This window comes from Lactiplantibacillus sp. 30.2.29 (genome assembly GCF_018991255.1).
GTDB classification, from domain to species: domain Bacteria; phylum Bacillota; class Bacilli; order Lactobacillales; family Lactobacillaceae; genus Lactiplantibacillus; species Lactiplantibacillus pentosus.
Genome location: NZ_JAGYGU010000013.1, coordinates 13,992 through 32,806 on the forward strand (window position 1 = coordinate 13,992; position 18,815 = coordinate 32,806).

The 18,815-nt window shown below is 45.3% G+C and carries 19 protein-coding genes; 16 read left to right on the forward strand and 3 right to left on the reverse strand.

Annotation, left to right across the window (positions count from 1 at the left end; genetic code table 11):
* Positions 1-328 precede the first annotated feature (328 nt).
* The 9 genes from pxpB (at position 329) to KGF65_RS08645 (ending at position 7,838) form a co-directional block, all read left to right on the forward strand.
* Positions 329-1,042, forward strand: coding sequence for a 5-oxoprolinase subunit PxpB (gene pxpB / locus KGF65_RS08605; RefSeq protein ID WP_088771035.1), 714 nt, complete (start codon positions 329-331; stop codon positions 1,040-1,042).
* A gap of 3 nt (positions 1,043-1,045) precedes the next feature.
* Positions 1,046-2,050 (forward strand): biotin-dependent carboxyltransferase family protein, encoded by a 1,005-nt coding sequence (locus KGF65_RS08610; RefSeq protein ID WP_216748368.1) that lies wholly within the window; start codon positions 1,046-1,048, stop codon positions 2,048-2,050.
* 4 nt (positions 2,051-2,054) lie between these two features.
* Positions 2,055-2,483, forward strand: a complete 429-nt coding sequence (locus KGF65_RS08615) for a biotin/lipoyl-containing protein (protein WP_101873216.1) — start codon at positions 2,055-2,057, stop codon at positions 2,481-2,483.
* A gap of 19 nt (positions 2,484-2,502) precedes the next feature.
* Complete coding sequence (locus tag KGF65_RS08620) at positions 2,503-3,882, forward strand: acetyl/propionyl/methylcrotonyl-CoA carboxylase subunit alpha (protein WP_101873217.1); 1,380 nt, start codon at positions 2,503-2,505, stop codon at positions 3,880-3,882.
* A complete protein-coding gene (locus KGF65_RS08625; protein ID WP_101873218.1) occupies positions 3,824-4,606 on the forward strand; it encodes a putative hydro-lyase in 783 nt (260 codons plus the stop codon). The genes KGF65_RS08620 and KGF65_RS08625 overlap by 59 nt, the downstream gene beginning before the upstream one ends.
* Before the next feature lie 16 nt (positions 4,607-4,622).
* Positions 4,623-5,369 (forward strand): LamB/YcsF family protein, encoded by a 747-nt coding sequence (locus tag KGF65_RS08630; RefSeq protein ID WP_216748367.1) that lies wholly within the window; start codon positions 4,623-4,625, stop codon positions 5,367-5,369.
* Between the two features lie 58 nt (positions 5,370-5,427).
* Positions 5,428-6,633 (forward strand): NRAMP family divalent metal transporter, encoded by a 1,206-nt coding sequence (locus tag KGF65_RS08635; protein WP_105923968.1) that lies wholly within the window; start codon positions 5,428-5,430, stop codon positions 6,631-6,633.
* A 301-nt stretch (positions 6,634-6,934) separates the two neighbouring features.
* Entirely contained in the window at positions 6,935-7,225 is a 291-nt protein-coding gene (locus tag KGF65_RS08640; RefSeq protein ID WP_003639197.1) for an autorepressor SdpR family transcription factor, read from the forward strand.
* A complete protein-coding gene (locus tag KGF65_RS08645) occupies positions 7,212-7,838 on the forward strand; it encodes a DUF1648 domain-containing protein (RefSeq protein WP_101873221.1) in 627 nt (208 codons plus the stop codon). Before KGF65_RS08640 ends, KGF65_RS08645 begins: the two co-directional genes overlap by 14 nt.
* Positions 7,839-7,912: 74 nt before the next feature.
* Here the strand turns inward: KGF65_RS08645 and KGF65_RS08650 are convergent, their stop codons facing one another.
* On the reverse strand, positions 7,913-8,377 hold the full coding sequence (locus tag KGF65_RS08650; protein ID WP_088771042.1) for a YueI family protein: 465 nt from the start codon (positions 8,375-8,377) through the stop codon (positions 7,913-7,915).
* 131 nt (positions 8,378-8,508) lie between these two features.
* Between KGF65_RS08650 and KGF65_RS08655 the strand changes: the two genes are divergently transcribed.
* The 3 genes from KGF65_RS08655 (at position 8,509) to KGF65_RS08665 (ending at position 10,605) form a co-directional block, all read left to right on the forward strand.
* The gene (locus KGF65_RS08655; protein ID WP_101873222.1) at positions 8,509-9,117 is read left to right on the forward strand and encodes a DUF1054 domain-containing protein; all 609 of its coding nucleotides are present in this window, start codon (positions 8,509-8,511) and stop codon (positions 9,115-9,117) included.
* Positions 9,118-9,289: 172 nt separating this feature from the next.
* Positions 9,290-9,619 (forward strand): hypothetical protein, encoded by a 330-nt coding sequence (locus KGF65_RS08660; protein WP_216748365.1) that lies wholly within the window; start codon positions 9,290-9,292, stop codon positions 9,617-9,619.
* 221 nt (positions 9,620-9,840) lie between these two features.
* On the forward strand, positions 9,841-10,605 hold the full coding sequence (locus KGF65_RS08665; protein WP_216748364.1) for a LytTR family DNA-binding domain-containing protein: 765 nt from the start codon (positions 9,841-9,843) through the stop codon (positions 10,603-10,605).
* A gap of 93 nt (positions 10,606-10,698) precedes the next feature.
* Here KGF65_RS08665 and rpsD read toward each other — a convergent pair whose 3' ends face one another.
* Both rpsD and KGF65_RS08675 read right to left on the reverse strand, forming a co-directional pair.
* Positions 10,699-11,307, reverse strand: coding sequence for a 30S ribosomal protein S4 (gene rpsD / locus KGF65_RS08670; RefSeq protein ID WP_003641475.1), 609 nt, complete (start codon positions 11,305-11,307; stop codon positions 10,699-10,701).
* 201 nt (positions 11,308-11,508) lie between these two features.
* Complete coding sequence (locus KGF65_RS08675) at positions 11,509-11,970, reverse strand: GAF domain-containing protein (RefSeq protein ID WP_021338328.1); 462 nt, start codon at positions 11,968-11,970, stop codon at positions 11,509-11,511.
* Between the two features lie 170 nt (positions 11,971-12,140).
* Here KGF65_RS08675 and ezrA point away from each other — a divergent pair, with 170 nt between their 5' ends.
* From ezrA to KGF65_RS08695, 4 genes are all read left to right on the forward strand, one after another.
* On the forward strand, positions 12,141-13,862 hold the full coding sequence (ezrA, locus tag KGF65_RS08680) for a septation ring formation regulator EzrA (protein WP_216748363.1): 1,722 nt from the start codon (positions 12,141-12,143) through the stop codon (positions 13,860-13,862).
* Positions 13,863-14,132: 270 nt separating this feature from the next.
* On the forward strand, positions 14,133-15,287 hold the full coding sequence (locus tag KGF65_RS08685) for a cysteine desulfurase family protein (RefSeq protein ID WP_216748362.1): 1,155 nt from the start codon (positions 14,133-14,135) through the stop codon (positions 15,285-15,287).
* A 17-nt stretch (positions 15,288-15,304) separates the two neighbouring features.
* On the forward strand, positions 15,305-16,522 hold the full coding sequence (thiI, locus tag KGF65_RS08690; protein WP_105919792.1) for a tRNA uracil 4-sulfurtransferase ThiI: 1,218 nt from the start codon (positions 15,305-15,307) through the stop codon (positions 16,520-16,522).
* A 1,007-nt stretch (positions 16,523-17,529) separates the two neighbouring features.
* Positions 17,530-18,759 (forward strand): glutamate--cysteine ligase, encoded by a 1,230-nt coding sequence (locus tag KGF65_RS08695; protein ID WP_101873226.1) that lies wholly within the window; start codon positions 17,530-17,532, stop codon positions 18,757-18,759.
* Positions 18,760-18,815 lie beyond the last annotated feature (56 nt).

The window sequence follows — 18,815 nt, forward strand, 5'->3', positions numbered from 1 at the left end:
TTGACTGAATTCTATAACCAAAGAGATAAAATCCGGCTAAAACATAATCTTCTCAAATAAACGACAAAGAGATCAGTAAACAAGTAAAATTAGAAAACAATTATAGAGATAACGGTTTATCAATTTTGATAAGCCGTTATTTTTTTAACTGATTAACGTTAAAAACTATATATCTTAAAGTTATTTACTGAATAATCATTGATATATTAGTCACTCAAACTAAAAATCAAGAGCTAAAATGTTTCAAATCATCGTCATGAATTTGAGTTTGGCTTGGAATGTGTTAAGCTAACTTCTAATCATTTTCTAATTAACAGGAGGATTGAGAATGGAATACAAAATTATTCCGGCAGGAGCGTCAGCGGTCAATATCACGATGCCAAACCGAATTGATCCTGAAATCAATCGATTCATACTTGCATTGATGAATCAGTTGAAAAAATATATATCAGACGGTATTCAAGCGATGGTACCCGCGTATCGTACGCTTACGGTGTTTTACAGGTCAGACCAGTTGACGATGCCCCAGATAACACAAATTATCAATAATGCGGCGTCAACTCTTGTTGTTGAGGACGCGAAAACCAAGCATATTCTGCATATTCCGGTTTGTTATGAGCCTCCTTTTGCTCCGGACTTGGAATTTGTTGCAGAACATGCACATTTAACAACGCGCGAAGTGATTACTGCCCATTGCCATCCTGATTATCTTATTTATATGTTGGGATTCTTACCTGGATTTGTCTATCTGGGTGGTTTAGCCTCTGAGATTGCGACCCCACGACTAGAAACACCTCGGAAAGTTGTACCAGCTGGTGCGGTAGGAATTGCCGGGTCACAAACTGGGATGTATCCTGTTGAGTCACCGGGCGGCTGGCAGATAATTGGTCAGACGCCGGTACAGTTATTCGATGTCAATCGGACACCTGTTATTTATTATCATGCGGGAGATTACATTCATTTTGATGCAATTAGTTCCCGAGAATACTGGCAGTGGCGTCGGCATCCACAAAAATTAAGCTTAACTGAACAGAGGTGTTGAATTATGGGGATTAGAGTTGAATCCGGTGGCTTTTTGACAACGGTTCAAGATGAAGGTCGCTATTTAGGCATGGCGTCAGGGTTCTCGACTGCTGGGAGTATGGATCAGAATGCCGCAATGCGGGCTAATATTTTGGTTGGCAACTCAAAAGAGGCAGCTGTCCTCGAATATGCAATCATCGGCCCCACACTAATATTTACTAGTCCTAACGTGATTGCCTTTGGAGGGGGCCTGGTTACCTCAAAGCTGAATGGTAGCCTTATCCCCAATTTTATCTTAGCTGTTGAACGAGGAGACCGGCTAGAGATTGGGCAACTGAGAGCAGGTCGTTATGGGTATATGGCAATCAACGGTGGCGTCCAAGTTGCACCGGTTCTGAAATCACGGTCAACAAGTGTTTTGTCGCATGTTGGTGGATTTCACGGCCGGCGTTTGGAAAGTGGCGACTATCTTCAAACGATTCTACCTGATTGTTGGCCCAAACCATTACCTAATCATCAGGATCAGTGGGCGCTTACCATGAAAAATTCAGTGCAGTCGGCAAAACAACCCGTGGTGATCCACATTACTCCTGGACCACAAGCTGACTGGTTTTCAAAAGAAACTTGTGCAACATTCGTTCAAAACGACTATGTTGTCGGTCAATCGTCTAATCGAATGGGAATTCGGTTGAAGGGAGATAGCATAGATACTGGTGAATTGCCGGAGATGCTGTCTGAAGCAACCGTTATGGGTGGCATTCAAGTGCCACGTGGTGGACAGCCAATTATCTTATTAGCTGATCGACAAACGACTGGTGGATATCCGGTTATCGGGGTTGTTGTCCCAAAGGATCTCAGCATGTTGGTTCAGCTAGTACCTGGGCAGCTACTCAGATTTGAATGGCAGTCGTTAAGGACCAGTCAACAAGCAGAGAAGGTGTCCCCTTGGCAGATGCAGCCACAAATATCGTTTACTCATAGACGGGTTGCCGCACAGATAGAACGATTATTTAAAGCAGGAGAGTGAAGTCATGGATGTTAAAGAAATCAAAAGTATTATGGCGTTGATGAGTGCGTATGGCGTGACAAAGTTTGATTATCGAGAGGGTGACCGACACTATCACCTGGAACGTCAGCCTGTTGACGGTGAATCGTCAGGGCTACCAGTAGCTGATGCTGATGGTAGTGATTCCAGAAAATCAAACCGTGCTGCAACTTCAATATCAACCATCAAGGCGCCCTTAGTTGGCATTTATTATACTGCTACCAATCCAGGAGAAGGGCCACTAGTGAAAGTTGGCGACCATATCAAAAAAGGTCAGACGGTTGGCGTCATTGAGGCGATGAAGATGATGCACAATATTGTTTCGGATAAGGAAGGAACAATTACTAAAATCTGTGTTGGTAATGAAGAAACTGTTGAGTATGATCAAGACTTGCTGGAAGTGAGCTTGGATTGAATTTGAAAGGAAGAACTTCATGAAACGAGTACTGATAGCTAATCGTGGTGAAATCGCCGTCCGTATCATTCGGGCATGCCGGGTGCGACACATACAGACCGTGGCGGTATACTCGACCGTTGACCGCGACGCTTTACATGTTCGGATGGCAGATATGGCAATTTGTATTGGGCCTGGTGAGCCCCAAGAGAGTTATTTGAATCAAGCGCGACTCATCAGTGCTGCACAAGTCATGGGTGCTGACGCGATTCACCCCGGTTACGGCTTTTTGTCAGAAAATGCTGAATTTGCCCAACGATGTATAGATAATCATTTGATATTCATTGGACCGACACCTGAAACAATTGCGCTACTCGGCGACAAGGCTGCAGCTAGAACTGCCATGCAAAATGCCAATATACCGGTTATCCCTGGAAGCCCCCGGTTGACTGATGTCCAGAAAGCCTGTCAAGCAGCGTCAAATATTGGATATCCTGTCATGCTGAAGGCTGTGGCTGGTGGCGGAGGAAAAGGGATGCGAATTATTAATGGCGAAGAAGAAATGAAGCAGGTGTTTTCAATTGCTAGTGAGGAGGCCAATGCCGCTTTTGGGAATGCAGAAATGTATATAGAAAAGTTAATTCTGAAACCGCGGCATATCGAGATTCAAGTGCTGGTGGATGAGCATGGACATGTTTTGAGCTTGGGGGAACGGGATTGCTCACTACAGCAATATCATCAAAAAGTAATCGAGGAAGCACCAAGTAGTATTGATGTTGAGAGTCGAGCAACTTTACAACAGCTTGCACGCAATGTCACCAAGACATTGGGGTTTCGTGGTGTTGGAACGCTTGAATTTCTGTATTGTGCACCCGGACAATATTATTTTATGGAGATGAATACGCGTATTCAAGTTGAACATCCGGTTACAGAATTGATTACAGGTCTAGATTTGGTAGATGCACAGCTGGCGGTCGCCAACCAAGAGCCCTTATCGCTTCAACAATCGGATGTTCAACTAGACGGTCATGCAATTGAATGTCGTGTAACGGCGCTAGCCCCTGGACGTGTGTCTGGACTACACTTGCCAGGTGGAAATGGCATTCGTGTGGATACTGCGCTATATCAGGGTTATATGATTCCGCCAAATTATGATGCACTGATTGCAAAAATCATCGCCTATGGTCCAACTAGAGCAATTGCAATACGAAAACTGCAAGTTGCAATTTCAGAGACCGTAATTATGGGGGTTCCAACCAATCTTGATTTCGTTGATCAACTCATCCATAACGCTAAGTGGCTAGATAATCAGTTCGATATTGAATTTATTGATGAAGTTGTAAAAAATAGGAGGTCACACCATGACACCAGCAATGTTCAGACAAGCGTGTCGCCAAGGACTATATCGGGAACAAAGTAGTGGCCAGTGCCTAGGGTATACGCAAGCAAATTTGGTTATTTTACCAGAGAGCGAAGCTTATGATTTTTTGTTGTTTGCTCAGCGTAATCGTAAGGCTTGTCCAATTCTTGAAGTGACAGATGTGGGTTCAAGAAAGTTGAGTGTATTTGCAACAGATATCGATATTGCTCGAGATTGTCCTCAATATCGAGTTTATAGGAATGGTCGGCTCGTTGATAGTCCGTATGAGGTGAGTTCAATTTGGCAATCGGATTTTGTGACGTTTCTGATTGGCTGTAGTTTTTCATTTGAGTCAGCCTTGTTAGAAAACGGTATTGAAATGAGACATATTACGTTGAAGAAAAATGTCCCAATGTATACCACTAATATTAAAACGACTCCGGCAGGGCGATTTCACGGTAATTTGGTTGTCAGTATGCGACCAATTCCTGCCAACCAAATTGCTCAGGCCATTGCAATTACAGAACGGCTACCGCAAGTGCATGGTATGCCAATCCAAGTTGGACAACCAGAGTCACTTGGAATTACTGACTTATCAAAGCCTGATTTTGGGGATTCAGTCCCAATTTATAACGGGGAAATACCAGTTTTCTGGGCGTGTGGTGTAACCCCGCAAGCGGTGGTAATGCAAAGCAAATTACCATTAGTCATCACGCATGCACCTGGACATATGTTAATGACTGATATTTTGGATACTGAGTTGGCAAAAGTTCTGGGTGAATAATACGAGGAGTGTTGAGATGAAAATTGATTTAAATTGTGATTTGGGTGAAAGCTTTGGGAGATACTCACTTGGGATGGATGAGCAGGTGTTAGCGGTGATTACATCAGCGAATATTGCTTGTGGTTTTCACGCGGGGGATCCAGAAGTCATGCAGAAAACCGTTGCATTGGCGCATAAAAATCAGGTTGCTATTGGCGCACATCCCGGTTTTCCTGATTTGGTTGGCTTTGGCCGTCGTAAAATGCAATTGACTCCGGCGGCAGTTCAAGCAGATATCATCTATCAGCTTGGGGCGTTGCAAGCGTTTTGTGGTGGTACGCCACTGCACCACGTCAAGCCACACGGTGCACTATACAATATGGCGGCTGATGACTTAACACTTGCAACGGCAATTTGTAATGGGATTGCAAGTGTTGACCCGAGTACTTCTTTGATTGGCTTAGCGAATAGTAATTTGATTAAAGCGGCTCGTCAGGTTGGTTTACCCTATGCCCAGGAGGTTTTTGCGGATAGACAATATTTGCCTAATGGCAGGCTAGTTCCCCGCAATCAACCCAATGCGATGATAGCAGACGAAGACATTGCCGTTCAAAGGGTGTTACGAATGGTTAAAGACCATGTTGTAACTGCAGTCGATGGTAGTGAGGTTTCAATCATACCCGATACGATTTGTGTACACGGGGACGGTCCTAAGGCGTTAGCATTTGTCAAACGAATTCACGCTGCATTAATTGAAAACCAGGTAACAGTTACCGCATTCTGATTTGTGTAGACTAATATTGGTTCATCGAAGCGTGGGTTCTTGAAGGGATGGTAATGAGATGAAGAACGAGAAGGCGATTAGTAAGCGTTCAGCATTAAATGTTGCAATGGGCGCGGCTTTTATGATGGCGATGGCGGCAGTTGGCCCAGGATTCCTGACCCAGACTGCGACTTTTACTGGAAAACTAGGTGCCAATTTTGGATTTGCCATCCTAATTTGTATTTTGGTAGATATTGTTGTCCAATTAAACATTTGGCGTATTATTATTGTTTCCGGAAAGCACGCTCAAGTATTGGCTAATGAAGTCGTTCCTGGACTTGGGTATCTGTTAACAGTCCTGATTGTGATTGGTGGGTTCTTTTTTAATATTGGTAATATTGGTGGTGCAGGTCTTGGGTTAAACGTTCTTTTTGGGATCTCTCCTGAGAATGGCGCCATTATTGCGGCGATTGTTGCAATTAGTCTTTTTTTAGTAAAGGATGCTCTACTGGTTGTAGATCGTACTGTTCAGGGACTGGCAGTTATCAAGATTTTGATATTAATCTATATTCTTGCTGTGACGACCGTACCGTATCAGAGTGCGGTACAACACACTTTCATACCTAGTAACATTGACTTTTATTCCATCGTCACGATTGTAGGTGGTACGGTTGGTGGTTACATCTCTTTTACAGGTGGACATCGCTTATTGGAAGGCGGTGTACATGGTTCGCAGTATTTAAAGACAGTTAATGAAGGCGCACTGACCGGAATTGGTGTTGCATCAGTCATTCGCGTCATGCTATTTTTGGCAGGATTAGCGGTGGTTGTCAGCGGACATCAATTAGATGCCAGTAATCCGGCCGCGACAATCTTCAAAGTTGCGGCTGGTGAATTTGGGTATAAATTCTTTGGATTATTATTGTTAGCAGCAGGAATGACGTCAACACTTGGCTCGACATTCACATCGGTATCGTTTTTAGATTACCATACGGCAAGTGAAACGAATCCACGCTGGCGTCGTTGGCTAATTATCGGTTTTATAGCAGCTGCAACGATAATCTTTTATTTTATTGGTAATCCAGCAAAGGTCCTGGTCGTCGTTGGCGCGCTCAATGGATTAATCCTACCAATTGCACTGGCAATTTTATTGATTGCTGCAACGTCGCATCGAATTATGGGGCAAAGTTATCGTCATCCGGTCTGGTTGCTAATCAGTGGTTGGGTGGTCGTGATCTTTATGGCATTTGCGGGTATTCGAACGATCATGTCGATTCATATTTAAAGGATGTTAATCTAAGCTGGAATAGGTGTAATCAACTGATTAGTACGAGTAGGCATTGGTACATTAAGACTAACCACCACTATCCCTCGGAAACTTACAACAAAAAATCGGTTTTTAAGCCCCAACTTAAAAACCGATTTTTTGCGTCGAAATGGTTGACCTAAACGTTGAAACCAAGCATCAAAGCATCCAGAAAACCTGTTTCGAAATTTTTCTAAATACTCCCTTGTATTTCAAACAACTCGTTGTTATACTCTATTTAGAGATATATCTAAATAGATAGTGAGAAGGTGGGGTTCAGATGGCATTGAATACAACGTTCAAGGCGATTGCTGACCCGGTGAGACGGCAAATTCTGGAGGAGTTGCGACAGAATCGACAGTCGGCGGGCGAGATTGCCGCGCACTTTAACTTGAGCCAAGCGACGGTTTCGTATCACCTTAAATTATTGAGGTCCGCGGGTTTGGTTACCGTCACTAAAGAAAAAAATTATTTGTATTATGAGTTAAATGCGAGTGTGTTCGAAGAGATGTTGACGTGGCTGTATCGGTTCAGTGGCAAGCAGGGGGATGACAATAATGATGAAGCGTAGTGTGCAATTATGGTTGAGTTATATTGTGATTTTATTACCGATTTTGTATGGCGTGGTCAACTATCAAGCGTTACCAGTCAGAATGGCAATTCATTTCAACTTGGATAATCAGCCGAATGGCATGGCAAGTAAAGCGGTGGTCGTTTTTGGTTTGCCATTGTTAATGGTGGTTTTTCAACTGATCTGCGTGGGAGCTACACGTCTGAATGCGACCCACAAAGGACCAGCGCCACGATTTGAGCGGATGATGATTTGGATCGTGCCCGTACTGTCTGGCGTGATTTATGCCACCACGATCAGCTACAATTTGGGTCATCGGATGGATATTTGGCGGATTGCCATCAGCTTGGTGGCGTTCATCTTCATGGCAATTGGCAACTACTTGCCGACGATTAGCGCCAATCAGTACGCACAGGTGCGGCGTGGCACCCGGCCGATTCATCCGATGGTTTGGCGGCGCGTGCGGTATTGGTTAGGTTACACCTTAGTTGGTGGCGGGATATTGTTATTATTAAGCGTCATGACCACGCAGGTGATTGCGATCATCGTCATGGTCGTCGTTATCTTGGCGTTATTTGCAATGAGTTTGTATAGTGCGTTAGCGCATAGTTAGCGCATAGTTAGCGCATGAAAAAAGCCCGGACGACTTCAAGTTTAAAGTCGTCCGGGCTTTTGTTATCTGAATGCTTATAATAATTTTTTGAATTTATCTAACAACCCAGCTGGCTTGTTATCATCTTCGTCAGTCGACGTGCCTTGTGCTGGATAGCGATGGGCAATATCAATATCGTCTTGGTTGATAGCCGTTGCCGCGGTGAACACCAGGGCGTAATTGTCATCAGCGGTGCGATAAATATCATCTGTTTTGATGGTGAATTTGATATTGGCGTGACTCGCAGCCTTGATGTAGGGCCCAATCAAGTCCTGTTCCAGATTGCCATTGATGAATAGTTGGTTATCGGGATGGGCCGCAAAAGCCTGGGTCAGTGCATCGACGTAGTCTGCCTGCTTAATTTGCGCCACGGTCACTGCGACTTCGACGCGTTCACGAAATGTCCCAAGGTACTTTCGTTGTTCGTCGGGATGCAGCTTTGGCGTCCCGTGGATGGCAGTTTCGATTCGATCGACCGGTTGTTTGTCTGTTTCAGCCATTGTCTAACATCCTTTCCTAGATAGTAATTATCATTGTAGCATGTTCCCGTCAGAATAGCGAAGAGAAGGGGATGGCGTTCGGATTGGTGGTGCGGTATGGTTAGTGTAAACGACTGATGGAGATGAGTCTCGTGTTTACGAATCAAGATTTTGAAATCTTTAATGACCCAACACTGGCTGGACGGATGCAGCTGATCAAAACGGTGATTGACCCGAAGTTTGAGCAACTGGCACCGCTGATTATTGACCACTTACAACAGCCAAACGGTGCGCTATTTTATGCCCATGTTGCCAAACATCTGCGGCGCCACAAGAATCCGCCGGTAGATACGTGGGTGGCTTTTAGTCAAAATAAGCGGAGTTATAAGGCCTGGCCGCATTTTGAACTCGGTTTGTGGCCCGACCGGCTCTTTATCTATTTTGATATTTTGGACGAATGCAAGCCTAGCGTTCAGGCTAAAATGGCGATTAAAGACTTAACGCCCAAGCTCATGGCGTTGCCCACTGGTTTTGTCATCAGCAATAATCACGGTGAGGCTAAGACGATGCCCGCCTCCCCAGCCAACATTACGGCCGCAATTCAGAAATTTGATCAGTATAAACATAGTGAACTGGTCGTGGGGCGGTCGGTCCAAGTGGGAGACCCATTGTTTGATGATCCGGCTGAACTAACGGCGACAATTTTGACAACGTTTGAGCAGTTACTCCCGATTTATGATCAGGTGATGAACAATAGATAGCCAAAAGCGGGCGACGGAGACGGGTGAAAAATCGCATTCAGCCACTTAAGCGTCCTAGTATCCTGTTTGGGAGAATAGCTGGTAGCCGGTGGCCAAAAGGATTATAACCTTGTTGAAAGACAAAATCTTTCGAGTTAGCGAAAATTTTGTAAGGCACAAGGGGGTAATTAGGATGGATGCAGATGCCGAAACTTTGGAACAGTTGATTGAAACTGCCTATCAAGAGCTTGTTGATAATCAGCAGTCGATTTCATATAAAAACGGCCTGAAACGGATGATACACGAATTGAGGAACGGCAAGGGGACTCAATTCGTGATGATTGACTTGTATCATAATTTTCGCGAAAACGATATGGTACCGGTGATGCTGCCAACTAATAATCAGAAATTGTACCAATATACGTGGCACATGTTGCTGCTGTTGCGTGAAAAAGAATTGAAGAATCGCCATCTAATCTCGCAGCTTGCTGAAACGCCAACCATTTTTGATCCTTATCTTTAAATTATTGATGTCATTCAGATTGAGTGGAAACGGACAGTTAATTTAAGTCGCTATAGCGCTGCTTAGATCAACTGTCCGTTTTAGTGTATGAAACAAGAGACGCGATTGATAGAGAACGTCCAAGCGATATGCTAGACTTTGTGGTGTAAAGCGTTAGGTTTAATCATTGTATCTTGTCTTCTAGTGTTGCCATGAAAAACAGCGTTGATGGGGGAAAATCAATGAAATTCGATGTTTGCATTTGTTCTGAGGATTTCGCGAGTGGGGAATGTTTTTGCCAGAAGTTCAATGGTGGGCCTGAATTATCGCTAGTCAAACGCGTCTGCCATTTGTCGTCATTAAAACGCGTCGCACGTTATTTGACGCAAAAACCCAATTATCAGGTTTATTTTGTGGTTTTTGCCCATTGGGACACGTATGCCTTAAAGGTTTGCCGGCTGATTAGAGCGGTTGATAAATTCGCAGTGATCAGTTTAGTCACTACGCAGCCCGTAAATGCGATGGCGATTATCCAGTCACGTGTTTACCCACTAAATACGTACAGCATAGGCGACAGCGACTTGAATCGGCGAATTGTGACTGATCTGAAAGCGAGTTTGCGTTTGCCGATGATTGGTAGTAGTCAGAAGAACGGGGGCTGGTTTTTCGTTGAAAATAAATCGATCAGTTTGCAGCTGCCGCTGTTGGACGTCAACTACTTTCAGACGGCTGATGAACCACACAAGATTGACGTGGTGACTAATTTTTCCAAACGAACCGTGACCGCAAAGCTATCGGAAATAGTGGTTGCTAACCCGAGCTTCATTCGCGTTCATCGGTCATTTGTAGTGAATGTGCCCAATATTGAAGTGATGGATCGCTCGCTTCAAATGTTAATGATGAATAATGGTGATCAGATACCGGTTGCTAGGAGGATGCTGGCTGAAGTGGGGAGAAGGATTCGAAGCTTTAATGCAGGCGAGGGTGGCGTCATTGGGGTTCAGTAGCGTGTCCAGCAGAGCCTGATTCTTGAGCAGCTAAATCGTTAAAAGGACACAAAAAAAACCGCCGCAACCGCGACGGTTTTTAATAACCGGAAATTAAAGCTTGTTGTAGTATTCAACGATTAATGATTCGTCGATATCTGCTTCAAGTTCTTCACGTTCTGGTAAACGAGTTAATGAGCCTTCAAGCTTATCAGCATCGAATTGAACGAAGTTAGGACGTGCAACCACGGCTTCAACGGCGCCAGTGATAACAGCCAACTTCTTGGACTTTTCACGAACTGAGACAACTTGGCCAACACTAACTTCGTATGAAGGGATGTCAACGCGCTTGCCATCAACAGTGATGTGACCATGGTTTACTAATTGACGTGCTTGACGACGAGTCGTTGCCAAACCTAAACGGTAAACCATGTTATCCAAACGACGTTCGAGTAAGATCATGAAGTTAACACCATGCTTACCTTCGCGAATCTTACCAGCTTTGATGAATAAGTTAGCGAATTGACGTTCAGTTAAACCGTACATCATCCGTAACTTTTGCTTTTCACGTAATTGAGTACCGTATTCTGAAAGCTTACCACGACGACCTTGGCCATGATCACCAGGTGCGTAAGGGCGGCGAGCTAATTCTTTACCAGTACCTGAAAGGGACATTCCCAAACGACGGGAAATTTTCCAACTTGGACCTGTATAACGAGACATAAAATGTTTCCTCCAATAATTTTAGTTGGAGTAAAATAATCCGATGTAAGTTCGATATTCGTTCAGATTGGACTGCAGGGTTCACCATTGCAGCCGCAGGTTACTAACTGACCAAAATATTGGCACCAATCTGTTGACGAGCTTACCCACTTACTGCTGCATTATTTTACACAAAGAGTAGCATAACACGTTTAGTAATGGTTAGTCAATGTGCGTCGTTAAAATTGCAACGAATTCAGTCAATTCAGCCTCATCTTCGGCACTAAAACGGTCTAAGGATGGGGAATCAACGTCGAGGACGCCAATTTGGTGACCGTCTTTGGTGATTGGAACGACGATTTCAGAATTGCTGGCACTATCGCAGGCAATGTGGCCTGGAAATTGATGAACGTCCGCGATCCGTTGGTTAGTTTGCGTTTCAAAGGCCGTACCAACGACCCCTGCACCGACTTTGATGTGCATGCAGGCAACTTTGCCTTGAAAGGGACCGAGGTCGAGCTCGCCAGTCTCATCGTTAAATAAGTAGAAGCCGGCCCAGTTCAAGTCGTCATACGTACTGTTGAGGAGGGCGCTAGCGTTGGCTAGGTTCGCGACCAAGTTCGTTTCTTGAAAAAGTAACGCGTCGAGCTGTTGGTTCATAAGTGATGTTTCGGTGGTAGCCATGTGAAAATCCTCCTTGAATGTTAACAAATTGTTACTGTCCGTTAGTTACGTCTATGTTATAATTTAAGATAGATTTTAATTGGATTTTCAGAAAAAAGCAAGGCTGCGGTTCTCAGCAGGGTGAGGCGCAACGCAATTAAAACGGAATAATTAATGTAAGGGGTATTCGTATGCAAGTAGCAATCGGCATTGTGGTGGTTGCGATTGTCATCTACGCGGCGGTCAAGGGCTTTCAATATTATATTGACAAGCAAGTCCGCCAACTGACGGAGCGCCAACAAGCGTTAGTGAAACAATCACAGACCACGGATTTCGAAAAAATTGAACAACTCGGACTAACGGGCGGCTCGTTAGAAAAGTTGGAAGCGTTGCAGAGTGCTGGTCAAGAAGTGGAAAACGACCAGTTGCCCGCAGTAAGCGATAAATTGGCGACAATTACCACCGAGGCGCGCGGCATCAAGTTCTTAGACGCCCAACAAAATCTAAAAAAAGTCGCGGCACTGTTGGATCAAATCGAACAGCGGCAGGCCGAAATTCGTGACGGGCTACAAGCCTTAGATGACGCCGATGCGGCCCACCGTCAAGCGGTTGCGAGTTTAGAGAAAAAATATCAAAACTTGCGGAAGACGTTGTTGTCGCAAAACTTCTCGTTTGGCCCGAGTATCGACAAACTTGAAGATCAGCTCGCCAACTTGGAAAGTGACTTCGATCATTTTTCTGAATTAGCGAAGGCTGGCGATCACGATGCGGCTGAAAAGGTCCTAGACCAGTTACATCATGATACCGGTGCCCTTGAAATGGATATTGACCGGATTCCACCGATTTATAAAGACTTAGTGAGTGGCTTTCCTGATCAATTAGCTGAACTAGCGAGTGGTTATCAACAATTGACCGCCCAACATTTTCACTTTGAAGTGGATTCAATCGAACCTGAGATTCAAGGACTCAAACAAGCCATCGATGATAACACCGCGTTACTGGGCGACTTGAAAGTCACCGATGCGGAAAATGGCAATCATGCCATTGAGAAGCGTATCGACCATTTGTACGATGTGATGCAGGCAGAAATCGACGCTAAAGCCATCGTTGACCAACGCCAAGAAGAGATCAGCAAGTTCTTGACGCACGCGATGAATCAAAATCACCGCTTACAAGTCGAATTGGACCGGTTGGCACAAAGTTATACACTCAATAACAATGAAGTTGAACGGACGCGTGAATTGAACGAGCAATTGAAGAATATTCAGGCGGTTTATCAAGCCGATACGACTGCGATTACGAGTAAGCAAGCGGTCTTCAGTGAGATTGCAGCTCACTTTGAGGAGCAGGACAAACAACTCACCGGCATTGAAGAGGAACAAGTGGCAATCAACCAGGGTGTTGCCAACTTGACTGCTGAGGAATCTAAGGCTCATGAGACCTTGCAACGGTTTGATTTTGAAATCCATGTGGTCAAACGCCAAGTGGAAAATCTGAATCTGCCAGGTTTACCTAAGGATTATCTGGATTACTTCAGGGTCGTTTCTAAGGAAATCGAGCGCTTAGACCATGATATCAATAAACTTGTGATTAACATGGATGATATTACGAAGCAACTCATCGTGATTCAGGCCGATATGGCTACCTTAAAAGAGAAGACCGATGATTTGACGGATGCTGCATTGATTGCCGAACAACTCTTGCAATATGCCAATCGTTATAAAAATAGTCATGAAGATGTTCAAGAAGCGAGCGTTGAAGCGCAACGTTTGTTCAACGAAACGCATGACTACGCACGGAGTTTGGAAGTTATTGCGACGGCGGTCGATAAGGTCGATCCTGGCTCCTACAAGCGAATCGAGGACAGCTACTATGCTAATAAGCAGGCGGCTAGTTCAGATGCTGATGCTTAGTTAGCGCCAATCAAGAAGATAAATGCCAACCAGTTGGTGGTGATTGTGATGAACGCAACCATGGCCAGCTGGTTTTTGATTGGCGTCAAAAAATGCCCGACAATTGCAGGATGATTGCTTGTGAGCTTCAGCGATACTGCTGCTAGCGTCGATTAATCGCGTTTTTGAAACAAAAAATCTTGTTTCAGTCCTAATTTTTGGTATAATTGCAAAGAATTCTTATCGAAAGTAAGTGCAAGGCACACTTTCTTGGAAAGAGAAGGCGTAGTAATGATTTATTTTGACAATAGTGCGACGACGCAAGCTGCTCCCGCCGTACTAGATACTTATACGAAGGTCTCACAGAAAATTTGGGGGAATCCTTCTAGTTTGCATAACTTTGGTGAAACAGCCTTTCATTTATTGGAACAATCGCGCCAACAGATTGCCGATTTACTCGGCGTTCAGGCGCACGAAATCTTCTTCACGTCAGGTGGGACGGAAGGCGACAATTGGGTGCTCAAGGGGACGGCGATTGAGAAACGTGCCTTTGGGAAACATCTGATTACCACAGCGGTCGAACATCCGGCTATCCACAATTCGATGGAACAGTTGAAAGAACTGGGGTATGAAGTCACGTACTTACCAGTGGATCAGGAAGGCCGTATTAACGTGGCTGATTTGAAAGCAGCGATTCGTCCGGACACCATTCTGGTTTCCACGATGGCCGTCAACAATGAGATTGGTACGATTCAACCGTTACTTGAAGTCGCGGATTTGTTGAAACAATATCCGAAGATTCATTTCCACATTGATGCGGTTCAAGGTATCGGCAAGGGCATTCAGAACATGATCATGAATGACCGGGTCGATTTTGTGACGTTCTCCGGACACAAGTTTCATGCGACCCGCGGTATTGGTTTTATTTATGCGCGGAATGGGCGCAAATTAGCACCGCTCATGAATGGTGGCGGTCAAGAAAGTAACTGGCGTTCGGGGACTGAAAACTTGCCCGCAATCGCTGGAATGGCGAAGGCCCTACGTCTATTATTGACGGGTGAGGACGAAAAGGTCACTCGCGAACGTGCCATCAAACAGCGAATCTACGACCACATCAAGACGTTCCCGAAAGTCACGATTTTTAGCCAACCGACTGATGGATTTGCACCACATATCCTGTGCTTCACGATCAATGGGGTGCGGGGCGAAACCATCGTCCACGCGTTTGAAGATCAGGGCATCTATATTTCGACGACTAGTGCTTGTTCGTCTAAGAAACACATGGCGTCAAGTACGTTGATGGCGATGCACGTGCAAGAAAATATTGCCACGAGTGCCGTCCGGGTCAGTCTTGATGAAAATAATACGTTGGCAGAAGCCGACCAATTTATCAAAGTTTTTGATCAGCTTTATCAAAAATTCTCTAAAATCAATGCAGATGCATAACGGAAAGGAACTTGTTCATGCAGTACACTGAAATTATGGTACGTTACGGCGAGTTGTCGACCAAGGGTAAGAACCGGCGGAACTTTATCGATAGCTTGGGCCGTAACGTCCGCAACGCGTTGCACGATTTTCCAACGCTAAAAGTTCATGCGAACCGTGACCGGATGCACATCATGTTAAATGATGAAGATGCTGCACCTGTCATGGATCGTTTGAAGTTAGTGTTCGGGATTCAAAACTTTTCACCAAGTATTCGAGTGGATACGGATATGGATGCGGTCTACGCGACGGCGATCGAAATGATCAAAGCCCAGTATCAACCGGGAATGACGTTTAAAATCAACACCCGTCGTTCTGACCACCACTTCGAATATGACACGAACCAGATCAACGATATGTTGGGTGGTCAAATTCTTGACCACGTCGACGGGATTCAAGTTAAGATGAAGAATCCAGACATCGTCCTGCGTGTCGAAGTTCGGTTGAATGGGATTTTCTTGTCATCCGAAACGATTCAAGGTGCTGGTGGCCTGCCAGTAGGGACTGCTGGTAAGGGGATGTTGATGTTATCTGGTGGTATCGACTCACCAGTTGCCGGTTATCTCGGGATGAAACGCGGCGTTGACATGGAGATGGTGCACTTCTTTAGTCCGCCATACACGAGTGAACAAGCGCTCGCCAAGGCCAAACAATTAGCCTCGACGCTTGCCAGTTACTCTGGTCGCGTCAAGTTTATCCAGATTCCATTCACTGAGATTCAAGAGGAAATCAAGGAAAAGGTTCCAGAAGGCTACTTGATGACCGTGCAACGGCGCTTGATGATGCGGTTGATGGACGCAGTGACGCGTCAACGGCATGGCAAGGCGATTTTTAACGGTGAATCGCTTGGGCAAGTCGCCTCACAAACCATGGATAGTATGATTGCTATCAATGATGTGACGACTTTACCCGTTTTACGGCCAGTGATTTCAATGGATAAGACGGAAATCATCAAGATTGCTGAAGACATTGACACCTATGATCTATCAATCATGCCATTTGAAGATTGCTGTACGATCTTTGCGCCACCAGCACCAAAGACTCATCCGAAGTTGGATCGTTCACGTGCATACGAAGAACGCATCGACGTTGATGGTTTAATGGAACGTGCTTTAGCGGGAATTAAGATGACCGAGATCAAACCCGGTGAAAACTACCTTAATGCTCAAGAAGACGTTTTTGCGGAACTACTTTAATTTTTATTTAAAAACGAGTGCCTAGCTAAACAGGGTGCTCGTTTTTTGTTGCTCAGATAAAATAAGCCATCCGCATTGTGCTAGTTAATTCGTCATGAAGCATGATTAAATCATGCCGGTTGGGATTGCTGTTCGTCAGCCGATGCGCATCCGATTCCGACTTCCGGGGCTGGCTGACAACGCTGGAACAGGGCGGACATCGATTTGAACTCACGCAGAACCCCACTGCGCGAGTTCAAATACGAGTCTTCTTCTAGCCCGGGAACCCCACCCGGACAAGAAGAACTTCGCCCTTGAGCATTGTCAGCCAGCCCCTACAGTCGGTAACCCGCTCGAATGGCGGATGAACGACCACCTAACTTGGTGCAATTGACCACTGAATACTAGGAGACTGGTCCTTCAGGCAAAGCTTAATCGGTGTCGATGATGACTGATGGCATTTAATTACTAAGAAGATTGCCTGAATATGATTCACTCATTTTAATACTATTAATTTTGATGATGACTAATCTTAAATTTAACCGATAAATTACCTTTGTTATTGAAGATTTTGCAATCTCAAACGACTTGAGAAAATCCTGACAAGTTCAGTGAGGATGTTTGTCAGATACCTTATCGCATGGGCAAAAGAGTTTATCTATTGTTAGAACCGGTCTGACAGTTGAATATCAAATTGGCCCCATAGCGTAGAAGCAAAGACTAATCTAACCAAAAGTTGGGTCCGCACATGTCTGCCTTTCGAATGCCTGAAAGCCGGTGTAGGAAGCATCCGCTACAGCAAGTTTACGGTAACTCGCACTGTTTCCAGCGGGTCTCAGCTGGCGGCTCTTGAGCTTAAAAAATGGCATGATTTAATCATCTATAATGCTAGAGAATAACAAGCACAAAATGTCAGTAATATATCAATATTGTTGAATTAATGTGTTAGCTGACCTAAAATAATGGTCATCATTTATGAACCGATGGACTAGGTATGCTAGGATAGCGTTAGAAATGGGGCGGTGGGCATGGATTGGCAACAGTTATTGAAATTAAATGCAGTAGCAATTAATTCGAATATGCTCCAAGTCGGCCTCGAGCGTGAAGGTCAGCGGATCGTTGAAACTGGTCAATTGGCGCAAACGGATTTAGCGCCCGCTTTGATTGGAAAATTATCTGGGCTGCAGCGGGACTTCGCTGAAACTCAGGTCGAATTAGTAACCCCAGTTTGTCCCAATGCTGAAGCTGCTGGTAGGGCGTTGACTGGATTAACGCGCCAGGTTCGCCAGGGAATCGCGCCTGAACTGATTTGGCCCTTGAGTGTCCCACCAACCTTGCCTGAGGACGAAGCGCTGATTCCAATTGCGAAGTTGGACAGCGCGGCGGTTGCGTATCGTGAGGGTCTGGCGCAACGATACGGCCGGCGCCGGCAAATGCTGTCTGGTCTGCATTGCAATATCAGCTTAAATCCGGACCTGCTGACCGCATTATTTCAGACGCAGACAGAAATAACCGACCAGGTCAGTTTTCGGAATCAATGTTACTTGCATATCGCGCAAAATTATTTGCATTATCGGTGGATATTAACTTATTTATATGGCTGTACGCCACACGTTTGGCCAAATTCGGGGTTTCATGAGAGCCACCGGTTAGTACGTAGTCTGCGCAATGGTCCTGAAGGCTACGTGAATCGGCCTGGCCTGCATGTTTCCTATGCGTCACTGACACAGTATTGTGATAGTTTGCAGACGGCAGTCGCCCGTGGGCAGTTAAGCGCGGTCAAAGAGTATTATGGACAAGTGCGGTTGCGTGGTGGTCGTGACTTATCGACCTTGCGCCAAACGGGCATTCAGTATTTAGAGTTACGCCAGTTAGATTTAAATCCGTGGTCGATCATCGGTGTGACCAATGAACAACTTCAAGTGGTGACGTGGTTTACCGCATTGATGTTGTGGTTGCCAAGTCCCACTGACCCGGACGCGTGGATTGACGCCGGTCAACGTGCTAACCAGCACGTGGCGTTAGAAGCGCCGACTGCGAGGACCCAATATTTTGAAACGGGGATGCGGTTGGCTGCGACGTTACGTGAGCTTGGGCAAAGCTTACATCAATCGGCAGCAGAAGACGTGGCAACGTTGATTGCAGCCAGACTACGTGCACCAGCATTGACTTTGGCTGCGCGTTGGTGTCACGAAACGCAGGGGTCAGTCACGCAAGCCACCCAATTGGCACTGCACCTTGCCGCACGTCGGATTTAACGCACTATCTTGTTGCAAATAATCCCGACCAGGAGGCTAAAAATAAATTAACGATT

Coding starts and splice junctions, on each gene's coding strand:
- KGF65_RS08675 (WP_021338328.1), bottom strand. CDS start 11,970: ATGGCTACCACCGAAACATCACTTATGAACCAACAGCTCGACGCGTTA.
- KGF65_RS08610 (WP_216748368.1), top strand. CDS start 1,046: ATGGGGATTAGAGTTGAATCCGGTGGCTTTTTGACAACGGTTCAAGAT.
- KGF65_RS08620 (WP_101873217.1), top strand. CDS start 2,503: ATGAAACGAGTACTGATAGCTAATCGTGGTGAAATCGCCGTCCGTATC.
- KGF65_RS08665 (WP_216748364.1), top strand. CDS start 9,841: ATGAAATTCGATGTTTGCATTTGTTCTGAGGATTTCGCGAGTGGGGAA.
- ezrA (WP_216748363.1), top strand. CDS start 12,141: ATGCAAGTAGCAATCGGCATTGTGGTGGTTGCGATTGTCATCTACGCG.
- KGF65_RS08630 (WP_216748367.1), top strand. CDS start 4,623: ATGAAAATTGATTTAAATTGTGATTTGGGTGAAAGCTTTGGGAGATAC.
- KGF65_RS08660 (WP_216748365.1), top strand. CDS start 9,290: ATGGATGCAGATGCCGAAACTTTGGAACAGTTGATTGAAACTGCCTAT.
- KGF65_RS08695 (WP_101873226.1), top strand. CDS start 17,530: ATGGATTGGCAACAGTTATTGAAATTAAATGCAGTAGCAATTAATTCG.
- KGF65_RS08650 (WP_088771042.1), bottom strand. CDS start 8,377: ATGGCTGAAACAGACAAACAACCGGTCGATCGAATCGAAACTGCCATC.
- KGF65_RS08640 (WP_003639197.1), top strand. CDS start 6,935: ATGGCATTGAATACAACGTTCAAGGCGATTGCTGACCCGGTGAGACGG.
- KGF65_RS08685 (WP_216748362.1), top strand. CDS start 14,133: ATGATTTATTTTGACAATAGTGCGACGACGCAAGCTGCTCCCGCCGTA.
- KGF65_RS08625 (WP_101873218.1), top strand. CDS start 3,824: ATGACACCAGCAATGTTCAGACAAGCGTGTCGCCAAGGACTATATCGG.
- KGF65_RS08645 (WP_101873221.1), top strand. CDS start 7,212: ATGATGAAGCGTAGTGTGCAATTATGGTTGAGTTATATTGTGATTTTA.
- pxpB (WP_088771035.1), top strand. CDS start 329: ATGGAATACAAAATTATTCCGGCAGGAGCGTCAGCGGTCAATATCACG.
- KGF65_RS08635 (WP_105923968.1), top strand. CDS start 5,428: ATGAAGAACGAGAAGGCGATTAGTAAGCGTTCAGCATTAAATGTTGCA.
- KGF65_RS08615 (WP_101873216.1), top strand. CDS start 2,055: ATGGATGTTAAAGAAATCAAAAGTATTATGGCGTTGATGAGTGCGTAT.
- thiI (WP_105919792.1), top strand. CDS start 15,305: ATGCAGTACACTGAAATTATGGTACGTTACGGCGAGTTGTCGACCAAG.
- rpsD (WP_003641475.1), bottom strand. CDS start 11,307: ATGTCTCGTTATACAGGTCCAAGTTGGAAAATTTCCCGTCGTTTGGGA.